The organism is Sphingopyxis sp. KK2 (assembly GCF_001990265.1).
Lineage (GTDB): Bacteria > Pseudomonadota > Alphaproteobacteria > Sphingomonadales > Sphingomonadaceae > Sphingopyxis.
In genome coordinates this window covers 1-22477 of record NZ_LYVN01000028.1, presented here as the reverse complement: position 1 = coordinate 22477, position 22477 = coordinate 1, and the positions used below count along the sequence as shown (strand labels likewise).

Here is a 22477-nt window from a genome sequence, read left to right as displayed (position 1 = left end):
CCGCATGGGCGAGCCGCGCGAACACCGGCTCGCGACGCCGGACGGCGAGCTTTGCTGGTTCGAATGGGGCGAAGCCTTCGACCGGCCGTCGGTGCTGTTGCTCCACGCAACGGGCTTTCATGCGCGGCTGTGGGATCAGGTTGTCGCCGCGCTGCCTGCTGGGACGCATGTCGTGGCGCCCGACAGCCGCGGGCATGGGCGCAGCGCGAAACCCGCCTCGCTGTCCGATTGGGCGGCGACATCCGATTTCCTGCTGCCACTGATCGACCGGTTCGCGGGGACGCGCTTCGTCGGCTGTGGGCACAGCATGGGCGGTTATCTGCTCACGCGGCTCGCCGCCGAGCGGCCGCAGGCGTTTCGCCACCTGATCCTGATCGATCCGGTGATCATGCCGCCCGAATTTTATGTCGATGTCGCGGGGCAGCCCGTTCCCGACCCCGCCGAGCATCCGGTCGCACGGCGGCGGAACCGCTGGGACGGCTGGGAGGCGATGAATGCGCATTTCGCGTCGCGTCCGCCCTATGCCAATTGGCGGCCCGAAGTGCTGGCCGATTATTGCCGCTTCGGCCTGCTTCCGGCGGCGGACGGCGAAGGGTGGGAGCTTGCTTGCCCGCCCGCGCTCGAAGCGTCGGTGTATCTGGGCGCCCTGCGGACCAAGCCCCATGGCTGGTTCGACCGCATCGCCGCCTCGATCAGCGTGATCCGCGCCCGCACCGGCGAGCGCGACGGCAATCTCGACTTTTCGGTCAGCCCGACCTGGCCCGGGCTCGGCGCCGCGCTCGGTGCCAAGCGCGACGAGCAATGGGCCGAGCTCAGCCACTTCATCCCGATGGAAGCGCCCGAGCGCCTCGCCGACCTCATCGCCGCCGAGCTTTGACAGGCTCGCCGGGCTGCGATAGCCCGGTACGGGGTTGATGGGCGTCGGGGGGAAAGATGAGCCATTTGCGATGGATGCTGGCGGCTGCGCTGGCTTGCGGTGCGGTTCCTGCGCTGGCGGAGACGCTGACGATCACCGGCGCCAATCCGGCGGGAAGTCCGAACGTCAACGACTTGGTCAGCATCGCGGTCGAGCGGTTCGAGGGCGAGGATGGCAGCCTGCTTTCGCAGGCGCTCGAGAGCGAACTCACCGAGGTTCGCTTCGCCGGCCAACCCTATTTCCGCGTTGTCGCGCCCGAAGCGGGGGTGCCGACCGATGCGCTCGTCACCGGCAATGTCCGCGTCGCGGTCGACGAGACCGGCACGACCGAGAAGCGCAAACGCTGCCTCGAGCAGGATTCCGCCGACAAGAACAAGTGCCTGAAGGAAGAGGAATATGACCTGCGTTGCCGCCGCCGGGTGGCGACGGTCAGCACCAATGTCCGGCTGGTTGCGATGGGCGACGGCAGCGTGCGCTATACGCGGCCGCTGAGCGCGCGTGACGAACTGGTCTATTGCCCCGATCGCAAGGCGACCCGCACTGTCGATGCTTTCGTCGACACCACGTTGATGGGGCAGGTCGGGACGATCCGCCGCGACTTCGCACCGAGCGGCTTTTCCGAAGACGTCCGGGTCGACGAGAATCGCAAGGGCCTGCCCAAGCCCGCGGCGGAGGCGTTCAAGAACGCGATCCGCCAGACCAAGAGCGACGAGGCGGGGGCGTGCGACAGTTGGGCGGCGATCGCCCGCGAGGTCGAGCCGACCGCCGCGCTGGCCTTCAACATGGGGCTTTGCGCCGAGGCGCGGCGCGACTTTGCCGCCGCGGTCGACTGGTACGGGCAGGCGCAGCGGCTGGGCTCGAAGAACCGCGACATCGGCGAGGGGCTGGCGCGGATCGATCGCCACCGCCGCGCGCTCGCCGACTGGGATGCGCGGCAGGCGTTTCTGCGCGAACGGTAAGGATCGCGCCCCGCGCTGTACCAAAGGGCGACAGCCGTAACCGCCGCTTGGTCAACGGCGCCGGCTTGGGTTAGGGTCGCGGCATGACCATCGACCTGTCCGACTTCGAATCCGGTGCCAAATATGACGGCGACTATGGCGACGATCTTGCCGCGCTGCAGGATCGGCTCGAACGCATCCAGGCGGCGCATATCACCCACGGCCAGCGCAGCGTCATCATGCTCGAAGGCTGGGACGCGGCGGGGAAGGGCGGCATCATCACCCGCCTCGCGGCGCAGCTCGACCCGCGCTATTTCGAGGTCTGGCCGATCGGCGCGCCGAGCGACGAGGAAAAGGCGCGCCATTTCCTGTGGCGCTTTTGGAAACGCCTGCCCGGCAATCGCGAACTGTCGATCTTTGACCGCAGCTGGTACGGTCGCGTCCTCGTCGAGCGCGTCGAGGGCTTTGCGAGTGAAGGCGAATGGCGCAAGGGCTATGACGAGATCAACGAGTTCGAAGCGCAGCTGACCGGCAGCAAGACGCATCTGGTGAAATTGTTCGTCCACATCACGCAGGACGAACAGGACAAGCGTTTCGCGGGCCGCCTCGACGATCCCTGGAAGCGCTGGAAGACCGGCCCCGAGGATTATCGCAACCGCGCCAAGCGCAAGGAATATCTCGCCGCGATGCACGACATGTTCGCGCAGACCGATACGCGCTGGGCGCCGTGGAAGGTGATCGACGGCAACAACAAGAAGGCGGCGCGCATCGCGGCGCTGACGCATATCGCCGACACGCTGGAGGCCGCGGTGCCGATGACGCCGCCCGACCTCGACCCCGCGACGGTCAAGCTGGCGCGCAAGGCGTTCGGCTACGAGCCGAAAGACTAGGTTTTTCGGCCCGCTCGGCTAGCCATTTCCGCCCCCCGTCGCTACATGGGGTCGGATGAGCCGCGCCAAGAGATCCGACGATTGGGGTTTTCCCCGCTGGCGACCCTATGGGTCGTCGCGCGAGACGCAGAAGGTGCGGCTGTGCGATCGCCATGGCTGCACCAACCCCGGCAATTGCCCCGCGCCCAAGTCGCCGAACAGCCCCGATCGCTGGTATTTCTGCGAAACGCATGCCGCCGAATATAATCGCGGCTGGGACTATTTCGAAGGCCTCTCCGCCGAAGATGCCGCGGCGCGGGCGGCCGAAGAGGCGCGCGGCGCGCGCAGCTATGCCAAGGCGCAGCATTATGAGTGGGGCGGATCGGGCGACGGCACGCGCAGCGCCGACGAGATGCGCGCGCTCGAACTGCTGGGGCTCGACCCCGACGCCGATTTCGACGCGACCAAAAAGGCCTGGCGCGCCTATGCCAAGTTATGCCACCCCGATGTGAAGCCCGATGACGCCGAGGCCGCCAAGCGCTTTACGGCAGGGCAGGCGGCGTTCGAAGTGCTCAAGCAGGCCGAAGAGCGCAGGACTTGGAAACCCGCCTAGCCGACAGGCCGCCGTCGCCCCGCGATCGCGCTTGACTCAATGTTATATATTTTTAACATGGAGTCAGAAAAATCGAACATTGGGGTGGATGCTATGCGGACGATGATGGCGATCCTGCTCGCGGCGGGGCTGACGACACCCGCGCTGGCGCAGTCTTCGGGTTTTCGGGATCAGGCGGGCCGAGCCGAGGGCATCGTCGGCATCGGCTTCACGCTGCCGTTCGGCGGCGGCCGGCAGGCGGAGGCGCCGCGGCTCGAACTGCGGCTCGCGCGCGATACGATCAACATGGACGGCAGCCGCCAGTCGGATCGTGCAGGTCAGCGCTTCGAAAGCCGGATCGGTATCGCTTTCGACGGCGAGCAAAGCCTGATAGTCAACGGGCGGCCGCTCGAACGCAAGCAGCGCAACAATTTCTCGACCGAAGCAGGGATCGCGGTCGGCGTCGTCGCGGTGCTGGTGATCGGCGGGCTGCTGGTCGCCGATGCGGCGCGCGACGCGTCGGAGTAGCCGCTATTTATAGATACAGCTGTCCAGCCCATCGCGCTTCACCACGCCGATGCGCGCGCGGATCGAGTTGCCGTAGCGGCGGGTGAAGCCCGAGGGGCTGATCGCCTCGCGTTTCTTGGGCAAGGGCAGGATCGCGGCGATGCGGGCGGCCTCGGACGTGCTCAGCTTGCCCGCGCCATGCTTGAAATAGCGCTGCGCCCCAGCCTCGACGCCATAGGTTCCGAGCCCGGTTTCGGCGACGTTGAGATAGACCTCCATGATCCGGCGCTTGCCCCAGAGCTTCTCGATCAGGAAGGTGAACCAGATTTCGGGGACCTTGCGCACGTAGCGCGTCCAGCCGCTGCCCTGCCACAGGAAGACATTCTTCGCGGTCTGCTGGCTGATCGTCGATCCGCCGCGCAGCTTCTTGCCCTTGGCATTGCGTTCGAGCGCCTGTTCGATCGCTTCGCGGTCGAACCCGTCATGGCTGCAGAATTTGCCGTCCTCGGCCGCGATCGCGGCGCCGACCATGTTGCGGTCGATATTCGACAGGCTGGTCCAGTCCTTGGTGATGCCGTTGCCGTCGGTCAGCATCGTCACCGTTACCGGTGGCGGCACGACCGCGTAGATCAGCACCCAGACGACCGAGGCGATGACGAACCACAGCAGCCATTTGAAGGGCCGCAGATACCAGGGGAGCTTGCGCTTCGGCGCGCGGGACTTCGTTGCCATGGCGGCAAACTAGCCGCTTGCCCCGATGAGGCAAGCGGCTCTTCGCTTCAATCGACGATGATCTTGCCCGTCATGCCCAGCGCGGAATGGCCGAAATGCGAGCAATGGACTTTGTAGGTGCCGGCGCGCGGGATCAGCGTCACGTCGGCGCTTTCGCCCTTGCCGAGCGAGACCCGGCCTTTCGTGCCGCCGACATGCGTCCGGTTCGCGGCGTCCATCGTCGCGGCGGCAAAGAAACCGGCGGCGGTGAAGTCGTGCCCGCCCGATCCCTCGTTGACGAAATGCAGCGTCACGCTGTGCCCCGCACGCAAGTGCAGGTCGGCAGGCGTGAAGCTGAAATTGGCCAGGGTGACGGTCACCTTCGCCGGGCCTTCGGCGAAGGTGACGGGCAGGGCGATGGCAAGCGCTGCAGCGGCGAGAGCAAGGAAACGCATGGCAAACACTCCTTCGTCCGGAAAATCCGGCGGTGTCGCCCCTTGTCCCCTATATCCCGTCAGGCGCCGACCAGCCGGCGGTCGCCCGCGAGCTTGAGCATCGCCTTTTGCAGTTTCTCGAACGCGCGCACCTCGATCTGGCGGACGCGTTCGCGGCTGACGTCATAGACCTGGCTCAGATCCTCGAGCGTCTTGGGATCGTCGGTCAGGCGGCGTTCGGTCAGGATGTGGCGTTCGCGTTCGCCCAGCGTGTCGAGCGCTTCGTTGAGCAGCGAATGGCGCACGTCGCGTTCCTGGGCTTCGGCGACGCGCTCGTCCTGCAGCGGGCCTTCGTCGCCGAGCAGATCCTGCCACTGGCTGTCGCCATCCTCGCCCATCGGGACGTTGAGCGAGGTGTCGCCGCCCATCGACATGCGGCGGTTCATGCTGGTGACTTCCTCCTCGGTGACGCCGAGGTCGGTCGCGATCTTGGTCAGATGTTCGGGCGACAGGTCGCCGTCCTCGAACGCTTCGAGCTGGTTCTTCATCCGGCGGAGGTTGAAGAACAGCTTCTTCTGCGCCGCGGTGGTGCCCATTTTCACGAGGCTCCACGAACGGAGGATGAACTCCTGGATCGAGGCGCGGATCCACCACATCGCATAGGTGGCGAGGCGGAAACCGCGATCGGGATCGAATTTCTTCACGCCCTGCATCAGGCCGATATTGCCTTCGCTGATCAGTTCGCTGACCGGCAGGCCATAGCCGCGATAGCCCATGGCGATCTTGGCCACGAGGCGCAGGTGCGACGTGACGAGCTGCGCCGCAGCTTCATTGTCGCCATGTTCCTGGAAACGCTTGGCGAGCATGAATTCCTGCTCGGGGGTGAGCAGCGGGAATTTGCGAATTTCGGACAGGTAGCGGTTGAGGCTGGCTTCGCCGCCAAGCGCCGGCACCGTCGCGGGAACATTGCTTTTATTAGCCATTGGAGAGCGTCTTCCCTAAAATCCTTGAACCATAAAATGCCGCGGTTGGGTCCCGCGGTCAAAATAGATTTTCATTCGAAACCTAAACGCGCAATATATCGATCAGTTCCCGCATGTCGGGGGGCAATTCGCTGTCGAGCGCGATGACGTTACCGGTCACCGGATGAATAAAGCCCAAATGGGCGGCGTGCAATGCCTGCCGCGCGAAATTCCGCGCTTTCAGCACCTCCGACAGCGGCTTTTTGGCGCGTCCATAGACCGGGTCGCCGAGCAGCGGATGGCCGATATGCGTCATGTGCACGCGCACCTGGTGGGTGCGTCCGGTCTCGAGCCGGCATTCGACGAGCGTGGCGCCTTTCAGTACTCCGACGGTGCGATAATGGGTGACCGCATGCTTGCCGCGGCCTTCGGCGACGACCGCCATCTTCTTGCGGTTGGTCGCCGACCGGCCGAGCCATGCGTCGACGGTGCCGTTGGCGGGCATCGGGCGCCCGGTGGCGAGCGCCAGGTATCGGCGGTCGATGCTGTGCGCGGCGAACTGCTTCGCCAGCCCTTCGTGCGCCTTGTCGTGCTTGGCGGCGACGATCAGCCCGCTGGTGTCCTTGTCGATGCGGTGGACGATGCCCGGCCGCGCGACCCCGCCGACGCCCGAAAGCTGGCCGGCGCAATGGTGGAGCAGCGCGTTGACGAGCGTGCCGTCGAGATTGCCCGCTGCGGGATGCACGACCAGCCCCGCAGGCTTGTCGACGACGATCAGATGCTCGTCCTCATAGGCGACGACGAGATCGAGGTCCTGCGCGACATTATGCGCGGGCGCGGGTTTCGGTAGCCGGAGTTCGAGCGTGGCCGAGGCCGCGGCCTTTGCCGAGGGGTCCCAGAGGACCGTGCCGTCGCTGCTCGCGACGCGGCCGCCCTTGATCAGCGTCTTCAGCCGTTCGCGCGACATGTCGGGCAGCGCTTCGGCAAGCGCCCGGTCGAGGCGCAGCCCGGCGGCACTATCGCCGAGCGCCACGGTCAGTATTTCGTCGTCCCCCAACATTGACCGGGATGTGGGGATAGGACGCCCAAATTCAAGGGGGAGGGGGCGCCCCGCAAGCCCCGGCCCGACGCACAAGCCTTGCGCTCGCTGCCGTGCCTGCCCTAGGAGCAGCCAACCGGAAACTGCCGGTTCGCGGGGAGCATAACCATCCATGTCCGACGATCGCGTCGATTTCGCCTCGATGCTGGCCTCGCGCCTGTGTCACGACCTTCTGAGCCCCGTCGGGGCGTTCGCCAACGGCCTCGAGCTGCTCGCCGATGAACGCGATCCCGAGATGCGCGCACGCGTCACCGACCTGCTCGAACAGAGCGCGCGCACTTCGGCAAACAAGCTCAAATTCTTTCGCCTTGCCTTCGGGTCGGCGGGTGGTTTCGGCGAGCTGGTCCCCGCCGACGAGGCAAAGTCGGCGATCCAGGGGATCATCGGCGACCGCGCGATCGACCTCAACTGGATGATCGGGGCCGAGCCGCTGCCCAAGCCCGCGGTGAAGATCGTGCTCAACCTCGCGCTGCTGCTCGTCGATGCGCTGGTGCGCGGCGGGCGGCTCGACATCGGGTGCGAAAATGCCGGTGGCGGCATCGAAATCGCGCTGCATGTCGAGGCCGAGCGCATCTTCCTCGACGCCGATGTCGAACGCATCTTGGCCGAGGGCGAGGGCGCGAGTCCGATGACATCGCGCACCGCGCCGGCGATCCTCGTCCAGGCGGTCGCGGCGCAGAATGGCGGCACCGTGATGCTGGCGCGCGAGACCCCGACCTCGCTGCTCGTCGGGGCGGTTTTGCGCGGCTGATTTCGGGCGCGGGCAAACGCTCCGTTAACCATTGTTCGTCATGGTGGACGCCTGAATTTAGGGGCGCCGCAATACCGTGATGGACGATCTGCTGAACGATTTTCTCGCCGAAACGGCGGAGATTCTGGCCGAAGCGGGCGGCGCGCTCGTCGCGTGGGAGGCCGATCCCGCCGATCGCGCGCAGCTCGACGCGATTTTCCGCCTCGTTCATACGATCAAGGGCAGCTCGGGCTTCCTGTCGCTGCCGCGCGTCACCGCGCTGTCGCACGCCGCCGAGGATGCGCTCGACCAGGTGCGGCGCGGCAATCGTACTCCTAATGCCACGCTCGTCACTGCGGTGCTCGCGATCATCGACCGGCTGTCGAGCCTGTGCACGGCGCTCGGCAGCAGCGGCAAGGAGCCGCAGGGCGACGACGGCGACGTGATCGGCGCGCTCGCGGTGGTCGACGAAAGCCCCGCTCCGAAAGCCGCACCCGTCGAACCCGTCGCGGTGCCAACCGACGAAGAGATCAACGCCGAGTTGCAGAGCTGGCGCTCGATCCGCGTGCCGCTACCCTTGCTCGACAGCGTGATGACTGGGGTCACCGACATCGTGCTCGCGCGCAACGAATTCGCCCGGCTGCTGCGCGAATCAGGCGCCGAAGCCTCGGTCGTGGCGTCCTTCGACCGGTTGTCGGACTCGATCGCCGGCATGCGCCAGTCGGTCAGCCAGATGCGCATGCAGCGTATCGACAAGCTGTTTTCGCCGCTGCCGCGCATCGTCCGCGACCTTGCGCAGGATTTCGGTAAGAAGGTGCGTTTCTCGACCAGCGGCGGCGAGGTCGAACTCGACCGCGAGATGATGGAGAATATCCGCGACCCGCTGATCCACATCGTCCGCAACGCGATCGACCATGGCATCGAGCATCTCGACGAGCGCGTCGCCGCAGGCAAGGGCATCACCGCGAGCATCGAGGTGTCGGCGCGCCAGTCGGGCAACCAGATCGAGATCATGGTGCGCGACGACGGCCGCGGCCTGTCGCCCGACGCGCTGGTCGCCAAGGCGATTTCGGCGCGGGTCATCGGTGCGGCGGAAGCGAAGGCGCTGACCCCGCGCGAAAAACTCGAGCTCATCTTCCGTCCCGGTTTCTCGACCGCCGCCAAGGTCACCTCGATCTCGGGGCGCGGCGTCGGCATGGATATCGTCAAGGCGAACCTCGAGAAGATCGGCGGCGTCGTCGAACTGCGCAACGAGGAAGGCCGCGGGCTGACCATCGTGCTGCGCGTGCCGATGACGCTGACGATCATCTCCGGCCTGATGGTTCGTGCCGCAGGCCAATATTTCGCGATCCCGCGCGGATCGGTGCGCGAAATCCTGCTCGAAACGAGCGATTCGGTGCGTATCGACCGGCTGGGCGGCGGCGAACTGGCGACGGTGCGCAGCGAGCAATTCCCGCTGCTGCGGCTCGAGCAACTGCTCGGGTGCAGCGTCGACGACGATGAGGATCAGGACGACCGCGCGATCATCCTCGTGCGGCCGGGGCAGGGGCACAGCTATGCGCTGAGCGTCGCCGCGATCCACGACCATGAGGAGCTGGTGATCAAGCCCGCCGCGCCGATGATCATGGCGACGGGGCTTTATGCCGGCACGACGCTGCCCGACAACGGCCGTCCGGTGCTGCTGCTCGACGTACAGGGGCTGCTCGCGGCCGCGGGGGTCGATGCCTCCGAGGCCGGCCGGATCGACGACGCGAGCGCCGAGGCCGCCGCCGAAGCCGCCGCCGCGCGCGACGCCGCGCAATTGCTGTTGTTCCGCGAGGCAACCGGCCGCACCCGCGGCGTGCGCCTGTCGGTGATCGAGCGCGTGGAGGAAGTGCCGGCATCGGCGCTGTTCGAAAGCGCCGGCGTCGTGAAGGCGCAGATCGGCAGCGACATCTTCGCCGTCCATGCCGCGACGTTTCCGACCGGACCTGAAGCGGTCAAGCTGCTCCGCCTCCACGACGGCCAGTCGGTGCTCTGCTATCCGATCGCGGCGGTGATCGACATCGTCCGCCTGCCCGATGCGGTGCAGCCGGCGCAGGCGCCGGGACTGGTCGCCGGGGTGGTGCTGATCGGCGGCGAACCCGTCGAGCTGATCGATCCCTTCTGGCTGATGGCGCAATATGGCGCCGGCCAGCCCGCGCCGTCGCTCCGCCAGCCGCTGTGCCGCCTGTCCGACGATGCCGACGGCTGGGCTGCCAATTTCCTCGCGCCGATCCTGCGCAGCGCGGGCTACCGCGTCGTCAGCGGCGACGAGACGGTCGAGGGCGAGCGCCCCGACGTCCAGCTGTGTCTGGTCGAGGAACATGTCGCGCCGGTCGCCGCCGATGTCCCGCTCGTCCGCCTGCGCTCGTCGGTCGCCGCGACCGGCCCCGACGACGACAGCATCTATCGTTACGACCGCGGCGCGTTGCTCGAGGCACTGCGGACCCGCGTCGCAGGAGCCGGCTCATGATGGAAAAACTCTATTTGATTGCGCGCATCGCCGACACGCGCGTCGCGCTGCGCAGCCGTGCGATCAACTCGGTGGTCACCGTGGGCACCCCCGTCCATGTTCCCGCCGCGCCGCCGCATGTCGCCGGGTTGTTCGCCTTGCGCAGCCGCGTCTTCACCTTGATCGACCCGCATGTCGTCATCGGACTGCCCGCCGTGGCGGTCGCGCCGGGGCAGCGCGTGATCGTCGTCGACGTCGCCGACCATGGCTATGCGCTGCTCGCCGACGCGATCGAGGATGTCTGTTTCATCGACGCGCCCGAAACGCGCGTCACCGGCAGGCTGCTGCCCGGCTGGGCGCGGGTGGCCGATGCGATGATCGAGCATGAAGGGGCCTCGCTGCTCGTCGTCGATCCCTCGCATTTCATTACCTTACCCGTCGCAAAGGCGGCGTGACGTTAACGGCCTGAACACCCCTTTTGATTATCCCCGCTTTATTCCCCGGGGGCTGGAGTAATTATGTCGAAATCCTGTCTGGTCGTCGATGACAGCAAAGTGATCCGCAAGGTCGCGCGCCATATCCTCGAAAGCATGGCCTTTGCGGTCGACGAAGCCGCCGACGGGCAGGAGGCGCTGACCTTTTGCCGCGCCAACCGTCCCGACGTGATCCTGCTCGACTGGAACATGCCGGTGATGAGCGGCATGGAGTTCCTCGGCGCGTTCAACGACCTTGACTATGGGCATGAGGAACGGCCGCGCGTCGTCTTTTGCACCACCGAAAACAGCATCGACCATATCCGTGCCGCGATCGAGGCCGGGGCCGACGAATATGTGATGAAGCCGTTCGACCGCGAAACGCTCGAAGGAAAATTGCAGCTCGTCGGCGTCGCCTGAGGCCCGGCGGGTGGCGGCGTCCCAACCCCTTCCGCGCGACAGCGCGGCGGCGGCCAGCCCCATACCGGCGGCACGCGATGTCCGCGTCATGCTCGTCGACGACAGCCTGGTCGTCCGCAGCATCCTCGAACGGATCATCGACCAGAGCGACGGACTGACCGTCTGCGCATCGATCGCATCGGCGCATGATGCGCTCGCCTTTCTCGCCTGCGAACCCGTCGATGTCGTCGTGCTCGATATCGAAATGCCGGGGATGAACGGCATCACCGCGCTGCCGCTGATCCTCGAACGCGCCGAGAAAGCGCGCGTCCTGATCCTGTCGTCGAACTGCATCGAAGGCGGCCCCGCCGCGATTGAAGCGCTGGCGCTGGGCGCCAGCGACACGCTCGCCAAGCCCGGGCGCGGCAGCTTTTCGGGGCGCTTTGCCGAGGTGCTCACCGACCGCATCCGCACGCTCGGCCATCTGCCGCCGATCGCGCCCGCCGCAGCGCGGGTGGCGGCGCGGCCGGTGCCGACGCCGGTGCCGGTCGCGATCGAAACCGACCAGCAGCTCGAATGTATCGCGGTCGCGGCCTCGACCGGCGGCATCCCGGCCTTTTCGAGCTTCCTGACTCATCTCGACCCGCGCATCACCGCGCCGATGCTGCTGACCCAGCATCTGCCTGATGCCTTCATGGAATTTTACGCGAAGCAGATCGCGACGATGACCAAGCGCAAGGTGGTCGTTGCGGCGGCGGGCATGACGGTCGAGAAAAACCATGTCTACCTCGCCCCCGGCGACGCGCACCTGGTCGTCGTCGCCAACGGGCGCCGCCGCGAAATCGGGCTCGACCGGCGTCCGGTCGCCAATGGCTGCTGCCCCTCGGCCGACCCGATGTTCGAATCGCTCGCCGACGTCTATGGCGCGCGCGCCGCAGCGGTGGTGCTGAGCGGCATGGGCCGCGACGGCGCCGACGGCGCGGCGCGGCTGAAGGAAGCGGGCGGGACGGTCTTTGCGCAGGCGCCCGAAAGCTGCGTCATCTGGGGCATGCCGGGCGCGGTCGCCAAGGCGGGGATCGCCGCCGCGACGCTCAATCCCGACGCGATCGCGTTGATGCTCGGCAGCTTCCTGAAAGGACGGGCGCGGTCATGATGGGCGGGACCGCCAGCGAATCGGCCTATCGCATCCTGATGGGCGTGCTCGAATCGCGCACCGGCCAGACGCTGTCGCCGAACCGCATCTGGCGCATCGAAATGTCGCTCAAGCCCGTGATGCAGCGCCATGGTATAGTCGATCTCGACGCGCTGGTCGCGGCGCTGGTGACCTCGACCAGCCGCCAGCTGCTCGACGATACGGTCGATGCGATGCTCAACAATGAGACTTTTTTCTATCGCGAACACAGCGTGTTCGACGACATTGCCAAGACCGCGCTTGAACAATTGCGGGTGATCAACGCCGACAAGCGCCGGATCACCATCTGGCATTGCGGCGTGTCGACGGGACAGGAAGCCTATTCGATGGCGATGCTGTTCGCCGAACAGGAGGCGCGCTGGGCGGGGTGGCAGATCGACATCGTCGGCACCGACGTCAGCTATCATGCGATCAGCCGCGCGCGCGTCGGGCTCTACAGCCAGTTCGAAATCCAGCGCGGGCTGCCGGTGCAGCGCATGGTGCGCTGGTTCGACCAGACCGAGGGCGGCTGGCTCGCCAAGGCCGACCTGCGCCGCCGGATCGATTTTTCGGTGCAGAATATGCTGACCGACCGGCCGCCGCTGGCGGGCCCCGCCGACCTGATCTTCTGCCGCAACCTGCTGCTCTATTTTTCGCTGCCGATGCGGCAAAAGGCCTTTGCGCGGCTGCGCATGGTGGCGGCGCCGCAGAGCTTTCTCGTTCTGGGTGCGGGCGAGACGGTGCTCGGCCAGACCGACCAATATGTCGCCAGCCCGCGGCTACGCGGCCTTTATGAGCCCGCCGACCAGCAGGTGCGGCGCGTCGCCGCCGCCTGAACCCGCCTTGCAATTTGGGCGGCGCTGGCGCAGGTGAAGGCGGGGTTTTCAGGATCGGGCCGCGACACGCATGAGCGATTTTATCGAACATTGGTCTCCCAATTTCGACGAGCGCGTGCTGCCGGTTTCGATGATCGTGCTTCACTATACCGGCATGAAGGATGGATCCGAAGCCATTGATTGGCTTGCCAATCCCGATTCGAAGGTGTCCGCGCACTATGTCGTCAGCGAGGACGGGCAGATCACCCATATGGTCCCCGAGGACAAGCGCGCCTGGCACGCCGGCCGCTCGCACTGGCGCGGGACGAGCGACGTCAATTCGGCGAGCGTCGGGATCGAGATCGTCAACCCCGGGCACGAACATGGCTATGTGCCCTTTCCCGATCCGCAGGTGGCATCGGTCGTCCGCCTCGTCCACCTGATCAAGGACCGGCACGAGATCACGCGCGGCAATGTCGTCGGCCATTCGGACATTGCCCCGACGCGCAAGCAGGATCCGGGCGAGCTGTTTCCCTGGGGCGAACTGGCGCGCCGGCGCCTCGCGCTGCCGCGCCCGACCAAGAAGCTGACCGACCCGCTGTGGACCGACGCGGGCTTCCTGCTCGCGCTCGAGCGCTTCGGCTACGACGTCACCGACGGCTTTGCCGCGACGGTGGCGTTCCAGCGGCGCTTCCGGCCCGAACTGATCGACGGCACGATTTGCGGCGAATGCCGGGCGATTTTGCTCGCGCTGTTGTTGCCGCAGCCCGAGGGCGACTGACGCTCGCCAACCGCGAGCAATCGCGCTATAATCGCATCCGCCAGAGGGTCGGGCGATCGCCGCCGCGCAAGCGGGGGAGGAAAGTCCGGGCTCCACGGAAACCACGGTGCCGGATAACGTCCGGCGGGTCCTTCCCCGGAAGGGCTTAGGGAAAGTGCCACAGAGAGCAGACCGCCCAGGGCTTCGGCCCGGCGAAAGGTGAAAGGGTGCGGTAAGAGCGCACCGCGCGGACGGTAACGGACGCGGCACGGCAAACCCCACCGGGAGCAAGGTCGAATAGGGACGGCACGGGCTGCTTTCTTTTTGGGAGTGGCCCAGGACCGGTTCCGGTCCCGTCGTCCGGGTTGACTGCTTGAGCCGTCGGGTAACCGCCGGCCTAGAGGAATGATCGCCTATCCCCGCAAGGGGTGGACAGAACCCGGCTTACAGACCCTCTGGCACTTCTCTCCCAAGCCCCGGCGGGAACCGCGCGGGGAAGCCCGCGTTCCTATGCGGACCAGAGAAGGAGACGAACCATGAAAGTCGTCGAAGACCATGTCGAAGTGACCGAGACCGAAGCGAGCAGCGGGGTCAAGGGTCACAATGTCCGTTATGTGCTCGCCTTTTCGCTGATCGCCGCGATCGTCGTCCTGTCGCTCGCGTGGATCGTGCCCGCACTGCTCAAATAGGCGGGGGCCGGCGCGTCACTTGGCCTTGGTAAAGGCGACGAGTTGTTCCTCGGCGTCGGGGGTGTCGTTCATATAGACGGGCTTGCTCGTCCGCTTGAAGCGCGTGACGAAGGCGTCCTCATAAGTCGCATCTTCGCCGTCGCCGATCTTCCTGAGCAGCTTGGTTTCTACATCGCCGGTGACGAGGTTCCAGCTCATCGCATTGCCGTCATGCGCATAGGTGCGGCTGTACACGGTCGCGTCGAGGCCGATCAGCCGCATCTTCGGCTCGACCTTGTCGGCGCGATAGCGATAGGTCGCCGACAGCGCGGTGGTGCCGCCCGACAGGTCCTCAATGATGAGAACGCCTTTTTTGATCGTCAGCCCTGCGGGACCGAATGCGTCGGAGGGCAGTTTGAGCTGGCCGCCGGGCTGGTGCCCGAAGTCTACCTCGCTGCGATAACTGAGCACGACATAAAGGTCGCGTGAGTCCGGGCTGGCGATGATGAAGGCGGTGTCGGGATCGCCGTCGCCGTTGAGGTCGCCGTCGACGCGCCCTTCGACCTCTTCGCCGAGTTGCACGCCTTCGAGGATCGTCTCGTCGGAGATCGGCGGCTGCGGCGCGGCGTGCGCCGCCGATGCCAACAAGAGGGCCGTCAATAACAGGGGGCTGCGCATCGCGATCGTCTCCCGAAACCGGATCAAGTCTAACAGCCGATAGCGCGGCGTCCAGCGCGCGGCGGTGACGCCGCGCACAGGCGCTCAGGGATAGTCGATCGCGATGATTTCCCATTCCTTGGGACCCGCGGGCAATTGCACCGTCCGCAAATCGCCGACTGCGGCGCCGCGCAGCGCGCGGGCGAGGGGGCTGTTCCAGCCGATCCGGCCGTCGCCGGCCTCGGCCTCGTCGTCGCCGACCAGCGTGACGATGCGCCGCGCATCGTCGTCGTCGGCGAGCTCGGCGGTGGCGCCGAACCAGATGCGGCTCTTGTCGGGCTGCGCGGCGGGATCGACGACGCGCGCCGCCTTCATCCGCCGCGCAAGGAAGCCTAGGCGCCGGTCGATCTCGCGCAGCCGTTTGCGGCCATAGATATAGTCGCCATTTTCGCTGCGGTCGCCATTGCCCGCCGCCCAGCTGATGACCTCGACCAGCTTCGGCCGCTCGTCGCCGAGCAGCGCGTCATATTCGGCGCGCAGCGCGGCATAGCCCGCCGGGCTGATGATATTCGCCTTGTCCCCCGCCATGCGCGATCAGCCGGGAGTGCGCTTGCCGAGATAGAAGCTCAGTGGCGCAGCCGGCAGCGGCCGGTCGCGCAGCGTGTCATAGACGACGGCATTTTCGAGCACGCGCTGCACATAGTTGCGCGTCTCGAAGATCGGGATCGCCTCGATCCAGTCGATCATCTCGATCGTCCCGTTGCGCGGATCACCATTGGCGCGCAGCCATTTGTTCACATTGCCCGGCCCGGCATTATACGCCGCGACCGCGAGCGGATAGCTGCCGCCGAAATAGCTCAGCATCTGCTGGAAATAGGTCGAGCCGAGGGTGAAGTTGTAATTGGTGTCGGTAGTCAGCGATCCGGCGTCATAGGACAGGCCGATCTTGCCCGCGACTTCGCGCGCGGTGCCGGGCATCAGCTGCATCATGCCGCGCGCGCCGGCGTGGCTCACCGCCTGCCGGTCGAACTGGCTTTCCTGGCGGGTGATCGCGTGGATGAAGGTCCAATTGCTTTCATGGCCGACGGGGACGCGGACGGTCGGGAAACCCGACACCTCGACCGCGTCGAGGCTGTTCGCCTGTGCGCTGCGGCCGATCATGACGCCCAAGTCGGGACGGCCGATCGACGAGGCGAGCTGGCCCGCGAGCACATGGTCCGACGGCGAGCGCGCGCGGTTGGCGAGCGCGCGCAGGAACTGCGACTGTTCGCGCCATGCGCCGATCTCGCCGAGCGCGCGCGCGGCGCGAACGAGGCGGTCGTCCTCGAAGCTGGTCCTTTCGGCCTGGCTGACCTGGATCGTCGGCACCGGGGTGGGTTTCGGCTGGGCGCGGCCGAGCCGTTCGAGCGACAGCTGGCCATAATATTGGTCATAATGCTGCGCGGCGTCGGCGAATTGCGCCTCGGCGGCGGCGCGGTCGCCCGCGGCGAGCGAGGCGCGGCCCGCCCAGTAGAAGCCCTTGGTGCGCGTCTGCGCCGAGCGCGCGGCTTCGCCATAGAGGCGATAGAGCTGCGCCGCTTCGCCCGGGCGCCGCAGGTCGCGGAAGGCGAGCTGGCCGGCAAGCCAGGCGAGCGAGGTATAATCGTCGCGCACGCTGAGCGGGGTTTCGCGGATCACGGTGCCGGCGGGGAAGGTGTCGCTCAGCTGGCGTGCGATATTATAGGCGGTGAGCTTGTCGCCCGCGCTGTCGGCAGCGCGCGCATTGGTCAGCAATGTTTCGAGCCATTCCTCGGCATCGGTCGGCGGGCTCGCCAGGCTGCGCGGCGCGGCGAGCAGCGCGCGCGCCTCGCCGGTGCGGTTTCCCTTGCGCAGCCAGGTCGCCTTGTCGGTGATATAGCCCGCGTCGGTGCGGGTGAGCGCGGGGTTCGCCGCCTCGACGGCATTGGCCTGCAGCGCGGCATCGACCGCGCTATTGCGCATCGCGAGCCGGGCAGAAAAGATCGCGCGTTTCTCGGGCGATACGAAGGCGAGCTGGCGGCTCGCCGCGCCGGTGGCGCCCGACCAGAGCAGCCGGTCCATGCGCGCGTCATGGTCGGCGAGACTCAGCGCGCCGGGGAAGAAGGAGAGGGCGCGGCTGGTCTCGACCTCGTCGAGCGTGCCGCTGGTCCAGGCGCGGCGGACGGCGGCATTGGCCTCGTCGCGGCGGCCCGTCGCGTTGAGCGCGAGCGCGAGGCGCAGGTGCCCGCTCGCGGTCTGCGGCGGATAGACCTGAAAATAGGCGAGGGTGCGCTGCGGATCATAGCTGTCGATCGCGATCGCCTTTTCGGCGCGCGCGCGCATCTTGTCGGCGTCGGGCCAGCCCTTGTTGGTGAGCAGGAAGCGCGACAGCTGGTCGAAGGAGGCGCCGGTATTAGCGGTCAGCCGCCGCCATTCCATCACCGCGTCGCCCACCGAATTGGTGCTGCTGGGCGGGGACGTCGATGCGGTCGAGAGCCCCATCTGCGCCCGGTACCACGCCATCTGGTCGGGGGTGAGTTCGCTGGCATGGGCGACGGCGGGAAGGAAAAGCGCGGCGGCGAGCGCCAGACGGGAAACGGGTAGCAGCGAATTCATAAGGGCCATGTTAGTGGCAAACTCCTTGCGGGGCGCTGAATAGGCGTCCAATAGGCGGCGCGCCGATGAGCCTGTCTATCGGCCCCGTGGAGTCTTTGTAAAGGAGCCGAGCATGTTTTCCGGGTCGATTCCCGCCTTGGTGACGCCATTTCGCGACGGTGCGTTCGACGCCCCGGCGCTGAAACGGCTCGTCGACTGGCAGATCGGCGAGGGAACGAGCGCGCTGGTTCCGTGCGGGACGACGGGCGAGAGCCCGACGCTGGGCTTCGACGAACATTATCAGGTGATCGACACCTGCCTCGAAGCCGCAGCCGGCCGGGTGCCGGTGATCGCGGGCTGCGGGTCGAACGACACCGCGACCGCGGTCCGCCACATGCGCTATGCGCAAGCCGCCGGTGCCGCCGCGGCGCTGATCGTCGCGCCCTATTACAACAAACCGAGCCAGGCGGGCATCATCGCCCATTACCAGGCGCTCGCCGACGCGAGCGACCTGCCGATCGTCGTCTATAATGTCCCCGGCCGCACCGTCGCCGACATCAGCGCCGCGACGATGAACAAGCTCGCCGAAATCCCCTCGGTCGTCGCGATCAAGGATGCGAGCGGCGACCTCGCGCGCGTGACCGAGCATCGCGCGGGGGCGGGCAAGGACTTCTGCCAGCTCAGCGGCAACGACGATCTGTGGTTGCCGCATGCCCTGCTCGGAGGCGCGGGATGCATCTCGGTCACCGCCAATGTCGCGCCGCGCCTGTGCGCCGATTTCGCCGCTGCCTGTGCGGCGGGCGACTGGGCGCGCGCGCTGACGCTCCACGACCGGTTGTTCGGTCTGCACCAGGCGATGTTCAGCGACAGCTCGCCCGCGCCGGCAAAATATGCGCTGTCGCGCATCCATGACTGGTTTTCGCCCGAAGTGCGCCTACCTATCATCCCGGCGTCCGATGCATCGCGCGCGGCCGTCGATGCCGCGCTGTCCGCGGCCGGAGTGATTTAAAGCTTTCGTCATGGCCCGTCCGCAGTCTGCCGCAGAATTCGACAAGAAGAAGGTCGTCGCCGAGAACCGGCGCGCGCGCTTCGACTTCAGCATCGAACAGGTGTTCGAGGCGGGCATCGCGCTGCAGGGCACCGAGGTGAAGGCACTGCGCTTCGGCGAGGGCACGATCGCTGAAAGCTATGCCGAGGTGACCGGCGGCGAGGTGTGGCTGATCAACGCCAACATCCCCGAATATAGCCATGGCAACCGCCTGAACCACGAGCCCAAGCGCCCGCGCAAGCTGTTGCTCAACTGGCGCGAGATCAACAAGCTGCACGCCGGGGTGGCGCGGCAGGGCATGACGCTCGTGCCGCTGTCGGTCTATTTCAACAGCAGCGGCCGCGCCAAGGTCGAGCTCGCGCTCGCCAAGGGCAAGAAGGCGCACGACAAGCGCGAGTCGATCAAGGAACGCGACTGGAAGCGCGACAAGCAGCGGCTGATGAAGGACCGCGGATGAGCAGCGGCGCGCCCCGCGACAAGGCAACGGTGATGAACTGGATTCGCCGCAATTCGCCGAGCCGTGAGGAATTGCTGGCGAGCCGCTTCGTCAAGCCCTTTGCCCATCGGGTCGCGCACAGCCATCTGTGGCGCTTCACCCGCACCTCGGTCCGCCGCGGCACCGCGCTTGGGCTGTTCGTCGGCATCTTCTTCCTGATCCCCGGGGTCCAGATCCTCGGCGTCGCGCTGCTTGCGTTGCCCTTTCGCGCCAATATCCCGATCGGTGCGGCGATGACCTTTCTGTCCAACCCGGTGACCACCCCGCTGATCCTCGCGGCATCGGTGTGGCTCGGCAGCTTCCTGTTCGGGCTGCACACCAATGTGTCGAACCTCTATATCCTCTATGACGAGGGCGCCTCGCTCGTCGAATGGTGGAACTGGTTCACCGCCAATGCCGGCACCGCACTGCTCGGCGGGCTCGCTGGACTGTTCGTGATTTCGGTGGTGTCGGCGGTCGTCGGCTATATCCTTGCGTCGCTGATCTGGGACAATTGGATCCGCCTGCGCTGGCGCCGCAAGATCGCCAAGGCGCGCGACAAACGACTTGAGGCATCGACGAGCGACACGGCGACCCGTTGAACGCCGCGCGCGCGGGTTTATAGCTTCCCCATCGCAGATCGCCCTCGCGCCATTCGCGGGGGCCCGTACCACCGGGGAATATCATGACACGTCTGACCCAGCACACCCGCCTTTTGGCGACCGCCGCGCTTGGCGCGCTGCTCTTTGCCGCCGCACCCGCCATCGCCAAGGAAAAGGCCGCGCCGGCCGCCGCCGAACCCGCCGCCAAGCCCGAGATCGGCGATTTCGGCTTCGACCAGACCGGCATGGACAAGAGCGTCCAGCCCGGCGACGATTTTTATGGCTATGCCAACGGCACCTGGGCGAAGAACACCCAGATTCCCGCCGACAAGTCGAATTACGGCATGTTCACCGCGTTGCAGGACCTGTCGCAGAAGCGCACCCGTGAAATCCTCGACGCCGCGAAGGGCGATCCGAACAGCATGATCGGCCGCGCCTATGCGTCCTACCTCGACAGCGCGGCGGTCGAGGCCAAGGGGCTCGCGCCGATTCAGCCTTGGCTCGCCAAGATCAAGGCGGTCGACAAGGCCGGCCTCGCCAAGCTGCTCGCCGAGGCGGACCGCAGCGGCGTCCAGCATTTCTTTGGCGGTTATGTCGGCCAGGACGACAAGAATCCCGAGGTCTATATCTATCAGATGGGCCAGGGCGGCATCGGCATGCCCGATCGTGACTTCTATCTGAAGGACGGCGAGCGCAACGTCGCGCTGCAGGCGGCCTATCTCAAGCATCTCGAAAATGTGCTGACGCTCGCGGGCGAGGGCAACGCCGCGCCGCGCGCCAAGGCGATCTATGATTTCGAAAAGGCGATCGCGGCGGTCCATTGGGACAAGAACGACAGCGGCGACGCGACGAAGGCGTATAACAAGCTGACCATCGCCGAACTGGCGCAGCAGGCGCCGGGCTTCGACTGGACGACCTTCATCCGCGGTATCGGCGTCAACGAGGACGCGATCCTCGTCGCGCAGCCCAGCGCCTTCACCGGCGAAGCCAAGCTGATCGCCGACACGCCGATCGAGGTGATCCGCGACCAGTTGATCGTGCGCAGCCTCGACAGCTTCTCGGACGTCCTGCCCGATGCGGTCGCGAACGAGGCCTTTGCCTTCTATGGCACCGCCCTGTCGGGTACGCCGCAGCGCGAAGAGCGCTGGAAGCGCGGGGTCGATTTCACCACCGGCAATCTCGGCGACGCGGTCGGCAAGGATTATGTCGCGAAATATTATCCGCCCGAAACCAAGGCGGCGATGGACGCGCTGGTGAAGAATATCCTCGCCGCGATGGGCCGCCGGATCGACGGGCTCGACTGGATGCAGCCCGAAACCAAGGTCAAGGCGCGCCAGAAGCTGGCCAATTTCACCACCAAGATCGGTTATCCCGACCAGTGGAAGGATTATGGCAAGCTCGAAATCAAGGCCGACGACCTGTTCGGCAACGCGCTGCGTTCCAACCAGTTCGCGCATGACGACAATATCGGCCACCTCGGCGGCCCGATCCGTCGCTGGGAATGGTTCATGACGCCGATGACAATCAACGCCTATGCCAATTTCGGCATGAACGAGATCGTCTTCCCCGCCGCGATCCTGCAGCCGCCCTTTTTCGATCCGCATGCCGACCCGGCGATCAACTATGGCGGCATCGGCGCGGTGATCGGGCATGAGGTCAGCCACCATTTCGACGACCAGGGCGCGAAATATGACCAGACCGGCAAACTCGCCGACTGGTGGACCGAAGCCGATATCAAGGCGTTCGAGGCTGCGGGCAAGGCGCTGATCGCGCAATATAGCGCCTATGAAGTGTTGCCGGGCGAACATCTCGACGGCGAATTCACGCTGGGCGAAAATATCGGCGACCTCGCCGGTCTGACCATCGCCTATGACGCCTATAAGGCTTCGCTCGGCGGCAAGGAGGCGCCGGTGATCGACGGGCTGACCGGCGACCAGCGCTTTTTCCTCGGCTGGGCGCAGGTGTGGCGGCGCAACTATCGCGAACAGAATCTGTCGCAGCGCATCACCACCGATCCGCATTCGCCCTCGATCCAGCGGACTTGGGTCTCGCGCAACCTTGACCCTTGGTATAAGGCCTATCAGATCAAGGAAGGCCAGAAGCTCTATCTGAAACCGGAAGAGCGCGTCCGCATCTGGTAACGCCGAAAAAGGGAAATATCGTTGACCACCACGAGCCTGCCTTCCGCTGATCCAGACATCGGCAGAGGGACAGGCCCGGGTGCGTCGGCGGGGTTGCCCGGCGGGTTGTCGAGGGTCGATGCGGCGTTGCTCGGCGGGCTTGCGCTCGTCTCGATCGCGCTGCTGTTCTGGGCGACCGGCGACGCCGTGCTGGCGGCCGGCTTTCTCGCCGGCCTGGCGGTGGCGATCGGCGGCGCGATCCTGACACGCCGCCTGTTTCCCGCCGCGGTGGCGGGCGAGGCGGCGATTCCAGATTGGACGATGCTGCGCGCGGCGGTCGACCATGACGATGTCGGCATCGCGGTCACCGACCGCGCCGGGCGGCTCGTCTGCGCCAACGACCTGTTCGCGACCTGGATGGGCGGCTTCGTGACGCCGCCGGGGCTGCCGTTCGAAGGGCGCGGCG

General features: G+C 66.4%; 24 protein-coding genes, 1 other RNA gene and 1 pseudogene. 19 read left to right on the top strand and 7 right to left on the bottom strand.

The genetic code is table 11. The features are described from left to right. Positions 1 to 4 precede the first annotated feature (4 nt). The 5 genes from B1A78_RS07085 to B1A78_RS07065 all read left to right on the top strand — a co-directional run bounded on the left by B1A78_RS07085 (position 5) and on the right by B1A78_RS07065 (position 3843). Positions 5 to 877, top strand: a complete 873-nt coding sequence (locus B1A78_RS07085) for an alpha/beta fold hydrolase (protein WP_077146273.1) — start codon at positions 5 to 7, stop codon at positions 875 to 877. 56 nt (positions 878 to 933) lie between these two features. Beyond that, entirely contained in the window at positions 934 to 1875 is a 942-nt protein-coding gene (locus B1A78_RS07080; RefSeq protein WP_144037726.1) for a hypothetical protein, read from the top strand. 83 nt (positions 1876 to 1958) lie between these two features. Further along, positions 1959 to 2744: a polyphosphate kinase 2 family protein gene (locus tag B1A78_RS07075; protein ID WP_077146271.1), complete on the top strand. Its 786-nt coding sequence runs from the start codon at positions 1959 to 1961 to the stop codon at positions 2742 to 2744. Positions 2745 to 2799: 55 nt separating this feature from the next. Continuing rightward, positions 2800 to 3336 carry a J domain-containing protein gene (locus B1A78_RS07070; protein ID WP_077146270.1) on the top strand — a complete coding sequence of 179 codons (537 nt, stop codon included), beginning with the start codon at positions 2800 to 2802 and terminating at the stop codon, positions 3334 to 3336. A 93-nt stretch (positions 3337 to 3429) separates the two neighbouring features. Beyond that, complete coding sequence (locus B1A78_RS07065) at positions 3430 to 3843, top strand: hypothetical protein (RefSeq protein ID WP_077146269.1); 414 nt, start codon at positions 3430 to 3432, stop codon at positions 3841 to 3843. A 3-nt stretch (positions 3844 to 3846) separates the two neighbouring features. On the opposite strand, the gene mtgA is transcribed toward B1A78_RS07065, so the two are convergent. The 4 genes from mtgA to B1A78_RS07045 all read right to left on the bottom strand — a co-directional run bounded on the left by mtgA (position 3847) and on the right by B1A78_RS07045 (position 6989). Beyond that, complete coding sequence (gene mtgA, locus B1A78_RS07060; RefSeq protein ID WP_077146268.1) at positions 3847 to 4554, bottom strand: monofunctional biosynthetic peptidoglycan transglycosylase; 708 nt, start codon at positions 4552 to 4554, stop codon at positions 3847 to 3849. 47 nt (positions 4555 to 4601) lie between these two features. After that, a complete protein-coding gene (locus B1A78_RS07055; protein WP_077146267.1) occupies positions 4602 to 4988 on the bottom strand; it encodes a cupredoxin domain-containing protein in 387 nt (128 codons plus the stop codon). A 59-nt stretch (positions 4989 to 5047) separates the two neighbouring features. Beyond that, positions 5048 to 5950 carry an RNA polymerase sigma factor RpoH gene (gene rpoH, locus B1A78_RS07050; protein WP_077146266.1) on the bottom strand — a complete coding sequence of 301 codons (903 nt, stop codon included), beginning with the start codon at positions 5948 to 5950 and terminating at the stop codon, positions 5048 to 5050. 82 nt (positions 5951 to 6032) lie between these two features. Next, entirely contained in the window at positions 6033 to 6989 is a 957-nt protein-coding gene (locus tag B1A78_RS07045) for an RluA family pseudouridine synthase (RefSeq protein ID WP_077146265.1), read from the bottom strand. A 151-nt stretch (positions 6990 to 7140) separates the two neighbouring features. Between B1A78_RS07045 and B1A78_RS07040 the strand changes: the two genes are divergently transcribed. The 9 genes from B1A78_RS07040 to B1A78_RS22580 all read left to right on the top strand — a co-directional run bounded on the left by B1A78_RS07040 (position 7141) and on the right by B1A78_RS22580 (position 14538). After that, positions 7141 to 7779, top strand: coding sequence for a histidine phosphotransferase family protein (locus B1A78_RS07040; protein ID WP_077146264.1), 639 nt, complete (start codon positions 7141 to 7143; stop codon positions 7777 to 7779). A gap of 79 nt (positions 7780 to 7858) precedes the next feature. Then, a complete protein-coding gene (locus B1A78_RS07035) occupies positions 7859 to 10252 on the top strand; it encodes a chemotaxis protein CheA (RefSeq protein ID WP_077146263.1) in 2394 nt (797 codons plus the stop codon). After that, positions 10252 to 10686: a chemotaxis protein CheW gene (locus B1A78_RS07030; RefSeq protein WP_077146262.1), complete on the top strand. Its 435-nt coding sequence runs from the start codon at positions 10252 to 10254 to the stop codon at positions 10684 to 10686. The genes B1A78_RS07035 and B1A78_RS07030 overlap by 1 nt, the downstream gene beginning before the upstream one ends. Before the next feature lie 63 nt (positions 10687 to 10749). Then, positions 10750 to 11124, top strand: a complete 375-nt coding sequence (locus B1A78_RS07025; RefSeq protein ID WP_077146261.1) for a response regulator — start codon at positions 10750 to 10752, stop codon at positions 11122 to 11124. A 10-nt stretch (positions 11125 to 11134) separates the two neighbouring features. Then, entirely contained in the window at positions 11135 to 12256 is a 1122-nt protein-coding gene (gene cheB, locus B1A78_RS07020; protein ID WP_256837506.1) for a chemotaxis-specific protein-glutamate methyltransferase CheB, read from the top strand. Continuing rightward, the gene (locus tag B1A78_RS07015) at positions 12253 to 13110 is read left to right on the top strand and encodes a protein-glutamate O-methyltransferase CheR (RefSeq protein ID WP_077146260.1); all 858 of its coding nucleotides are present in this window, start codon (positions 12253 to 12255) and stop codon (positions 13108 to 13110) included. Before cheB ends, B1A78_RS07015 begins: the two co-directional genes overlap by 4 nt. Before the next feature lie 70 nt (positions 13111 to 13180). Next, positions 13181 to 13870, top strand: coding sequence for an N-acetylmuramoyl-L-alanine amidase (locus B1A78_RS07010; RefSeq protein WP_077146259.1), 690 nt, complete (start codon positions 13181 to 13183; stop codon positions 13868 to 13870). Between the two features lie 40 nt (positions 13871 to 13910). Further along, positions 13911 to 14312: RNase P RNA component class A (gene rnpB, locus B1A78_RS07005), an RNA gene on the top strand. Positions 14313 to 14385: 73 nt separating this feature from the next. Then, positions 14386 to 14538, top strand: a complete 153-nt coding sequence (locus B1A78_RS22580) for a hypothetical protein (RefSeq protein ID WP_179101996.1) — start codon at positions 14386 to 14388, stop codon at positions 14536 to 14538. A 15-nt stretch (positions 14539 to 14553) separates the two neighbouring features. Here the strand turns inward: B1A78_RS22580 and B1A78_RS07000 are convergent, their stop codons facing one another. From B1A78_RS07000 to B1A78_RS06990, 3 genes are all read right to left on the bottom strand, one after another. Further along, positions 14554 to 15165 (bottom strand): hypothetical protein, encoded by a 612-nt coding sequence (locus B1A78_RS07000; protein WP_144037725.1) that lies wholly within the window; start codon positions 15163 to 15165, stop codon positions 14554 to 14556. Between the two features lie 114 nt (positions 15166 to 15279). Next, the gene (gene greB / locus B1A78_RS06995; protein ID WP_077146257.1) at positions 15280 to 15762 is read right to left on the bottom strand and encodes a transcription elongation factor GreB; all 483 of its coding nucleotides are present in this window, start codon (positions 15760 to 15762) and stop codon (positions 15280 to 15282) included. 6 nt (positions 15763 to 15768) lie between these two features. After that, positions 15769 to 17796 (bottom strand): lytic transglycosylase domain-containing protein, encoded by a 2028-nt coding sequence (locus B1A78_RS06990; RefSeq protein ID WP_083733921.1) that lies wholly within the window; start codon positions 17794 to 17796, stop codon positions 15769 to 15771. 103 nt (positions 17797 to 17899) lie between these two features. Here B1A78_RS06990 and dapA point away from each other — a divergent pair, with 103 nt between their 5' ends. The 5 genes and pseudogenes from dapA to B1A78_RS06965 form a co-directional block, all read left to right on the top strand. Then, entirely contained in the window at positions 17900 to 18775 is an 876-nt protein-coding gene (gene dapA, locus B1A78_RS06985; protein ID WP_077146255.1) for a 4-hydroxy-tetrahydrodipicolinate synthase, read from the top strand. Between the two features lie 10 nt (positions 18776 to 18785). Then, positions 18786 to 19271: an SsrA-binding protein SmpB gene (gene smpB, locus B1A78_RS06980; RefSeq protein ID WP_077146254.1), complete on the top strand. Its 486-nt coding sequence runs from the start codon at positions 18786 to 18788 to the stop codon at positions 19269 to 19271. Beyond that, on the top strand, positions 19268 to 19891 hold the full coding sequence (locus tag B1A78_RS06975; RefSeq protein WP_083733919.1) for a DUF2062 domain-containing protein: 624 nt from the start codon (positions 19268 to 19270) through the stop codon (positions 19889 to 19891). Before smpB ends, B1A78_RS06975 begins: the two co-directional genes overlap by 4 nt. An 83-nt stretch (positions 19892 to 19974) precedes the next feature. Then, positions 19975 to 22032, top strand: coding sequence for a M13 family metallopeptidase (locus B1A78_RS06970; protein ID WP_077146253.1), 2058 nt, complete (start codon positions 19975 to 19977; stop codon positions 22030 to 22032). Between the two features lie 93 nt (positions 22033 to 22125). Then, positions 22126 to 22477 (top strand): annotated as a pseudogene (locus B1A78_RS06965) (hybrid sensor histidine kinase/response regulator); the annotation flags it as partial.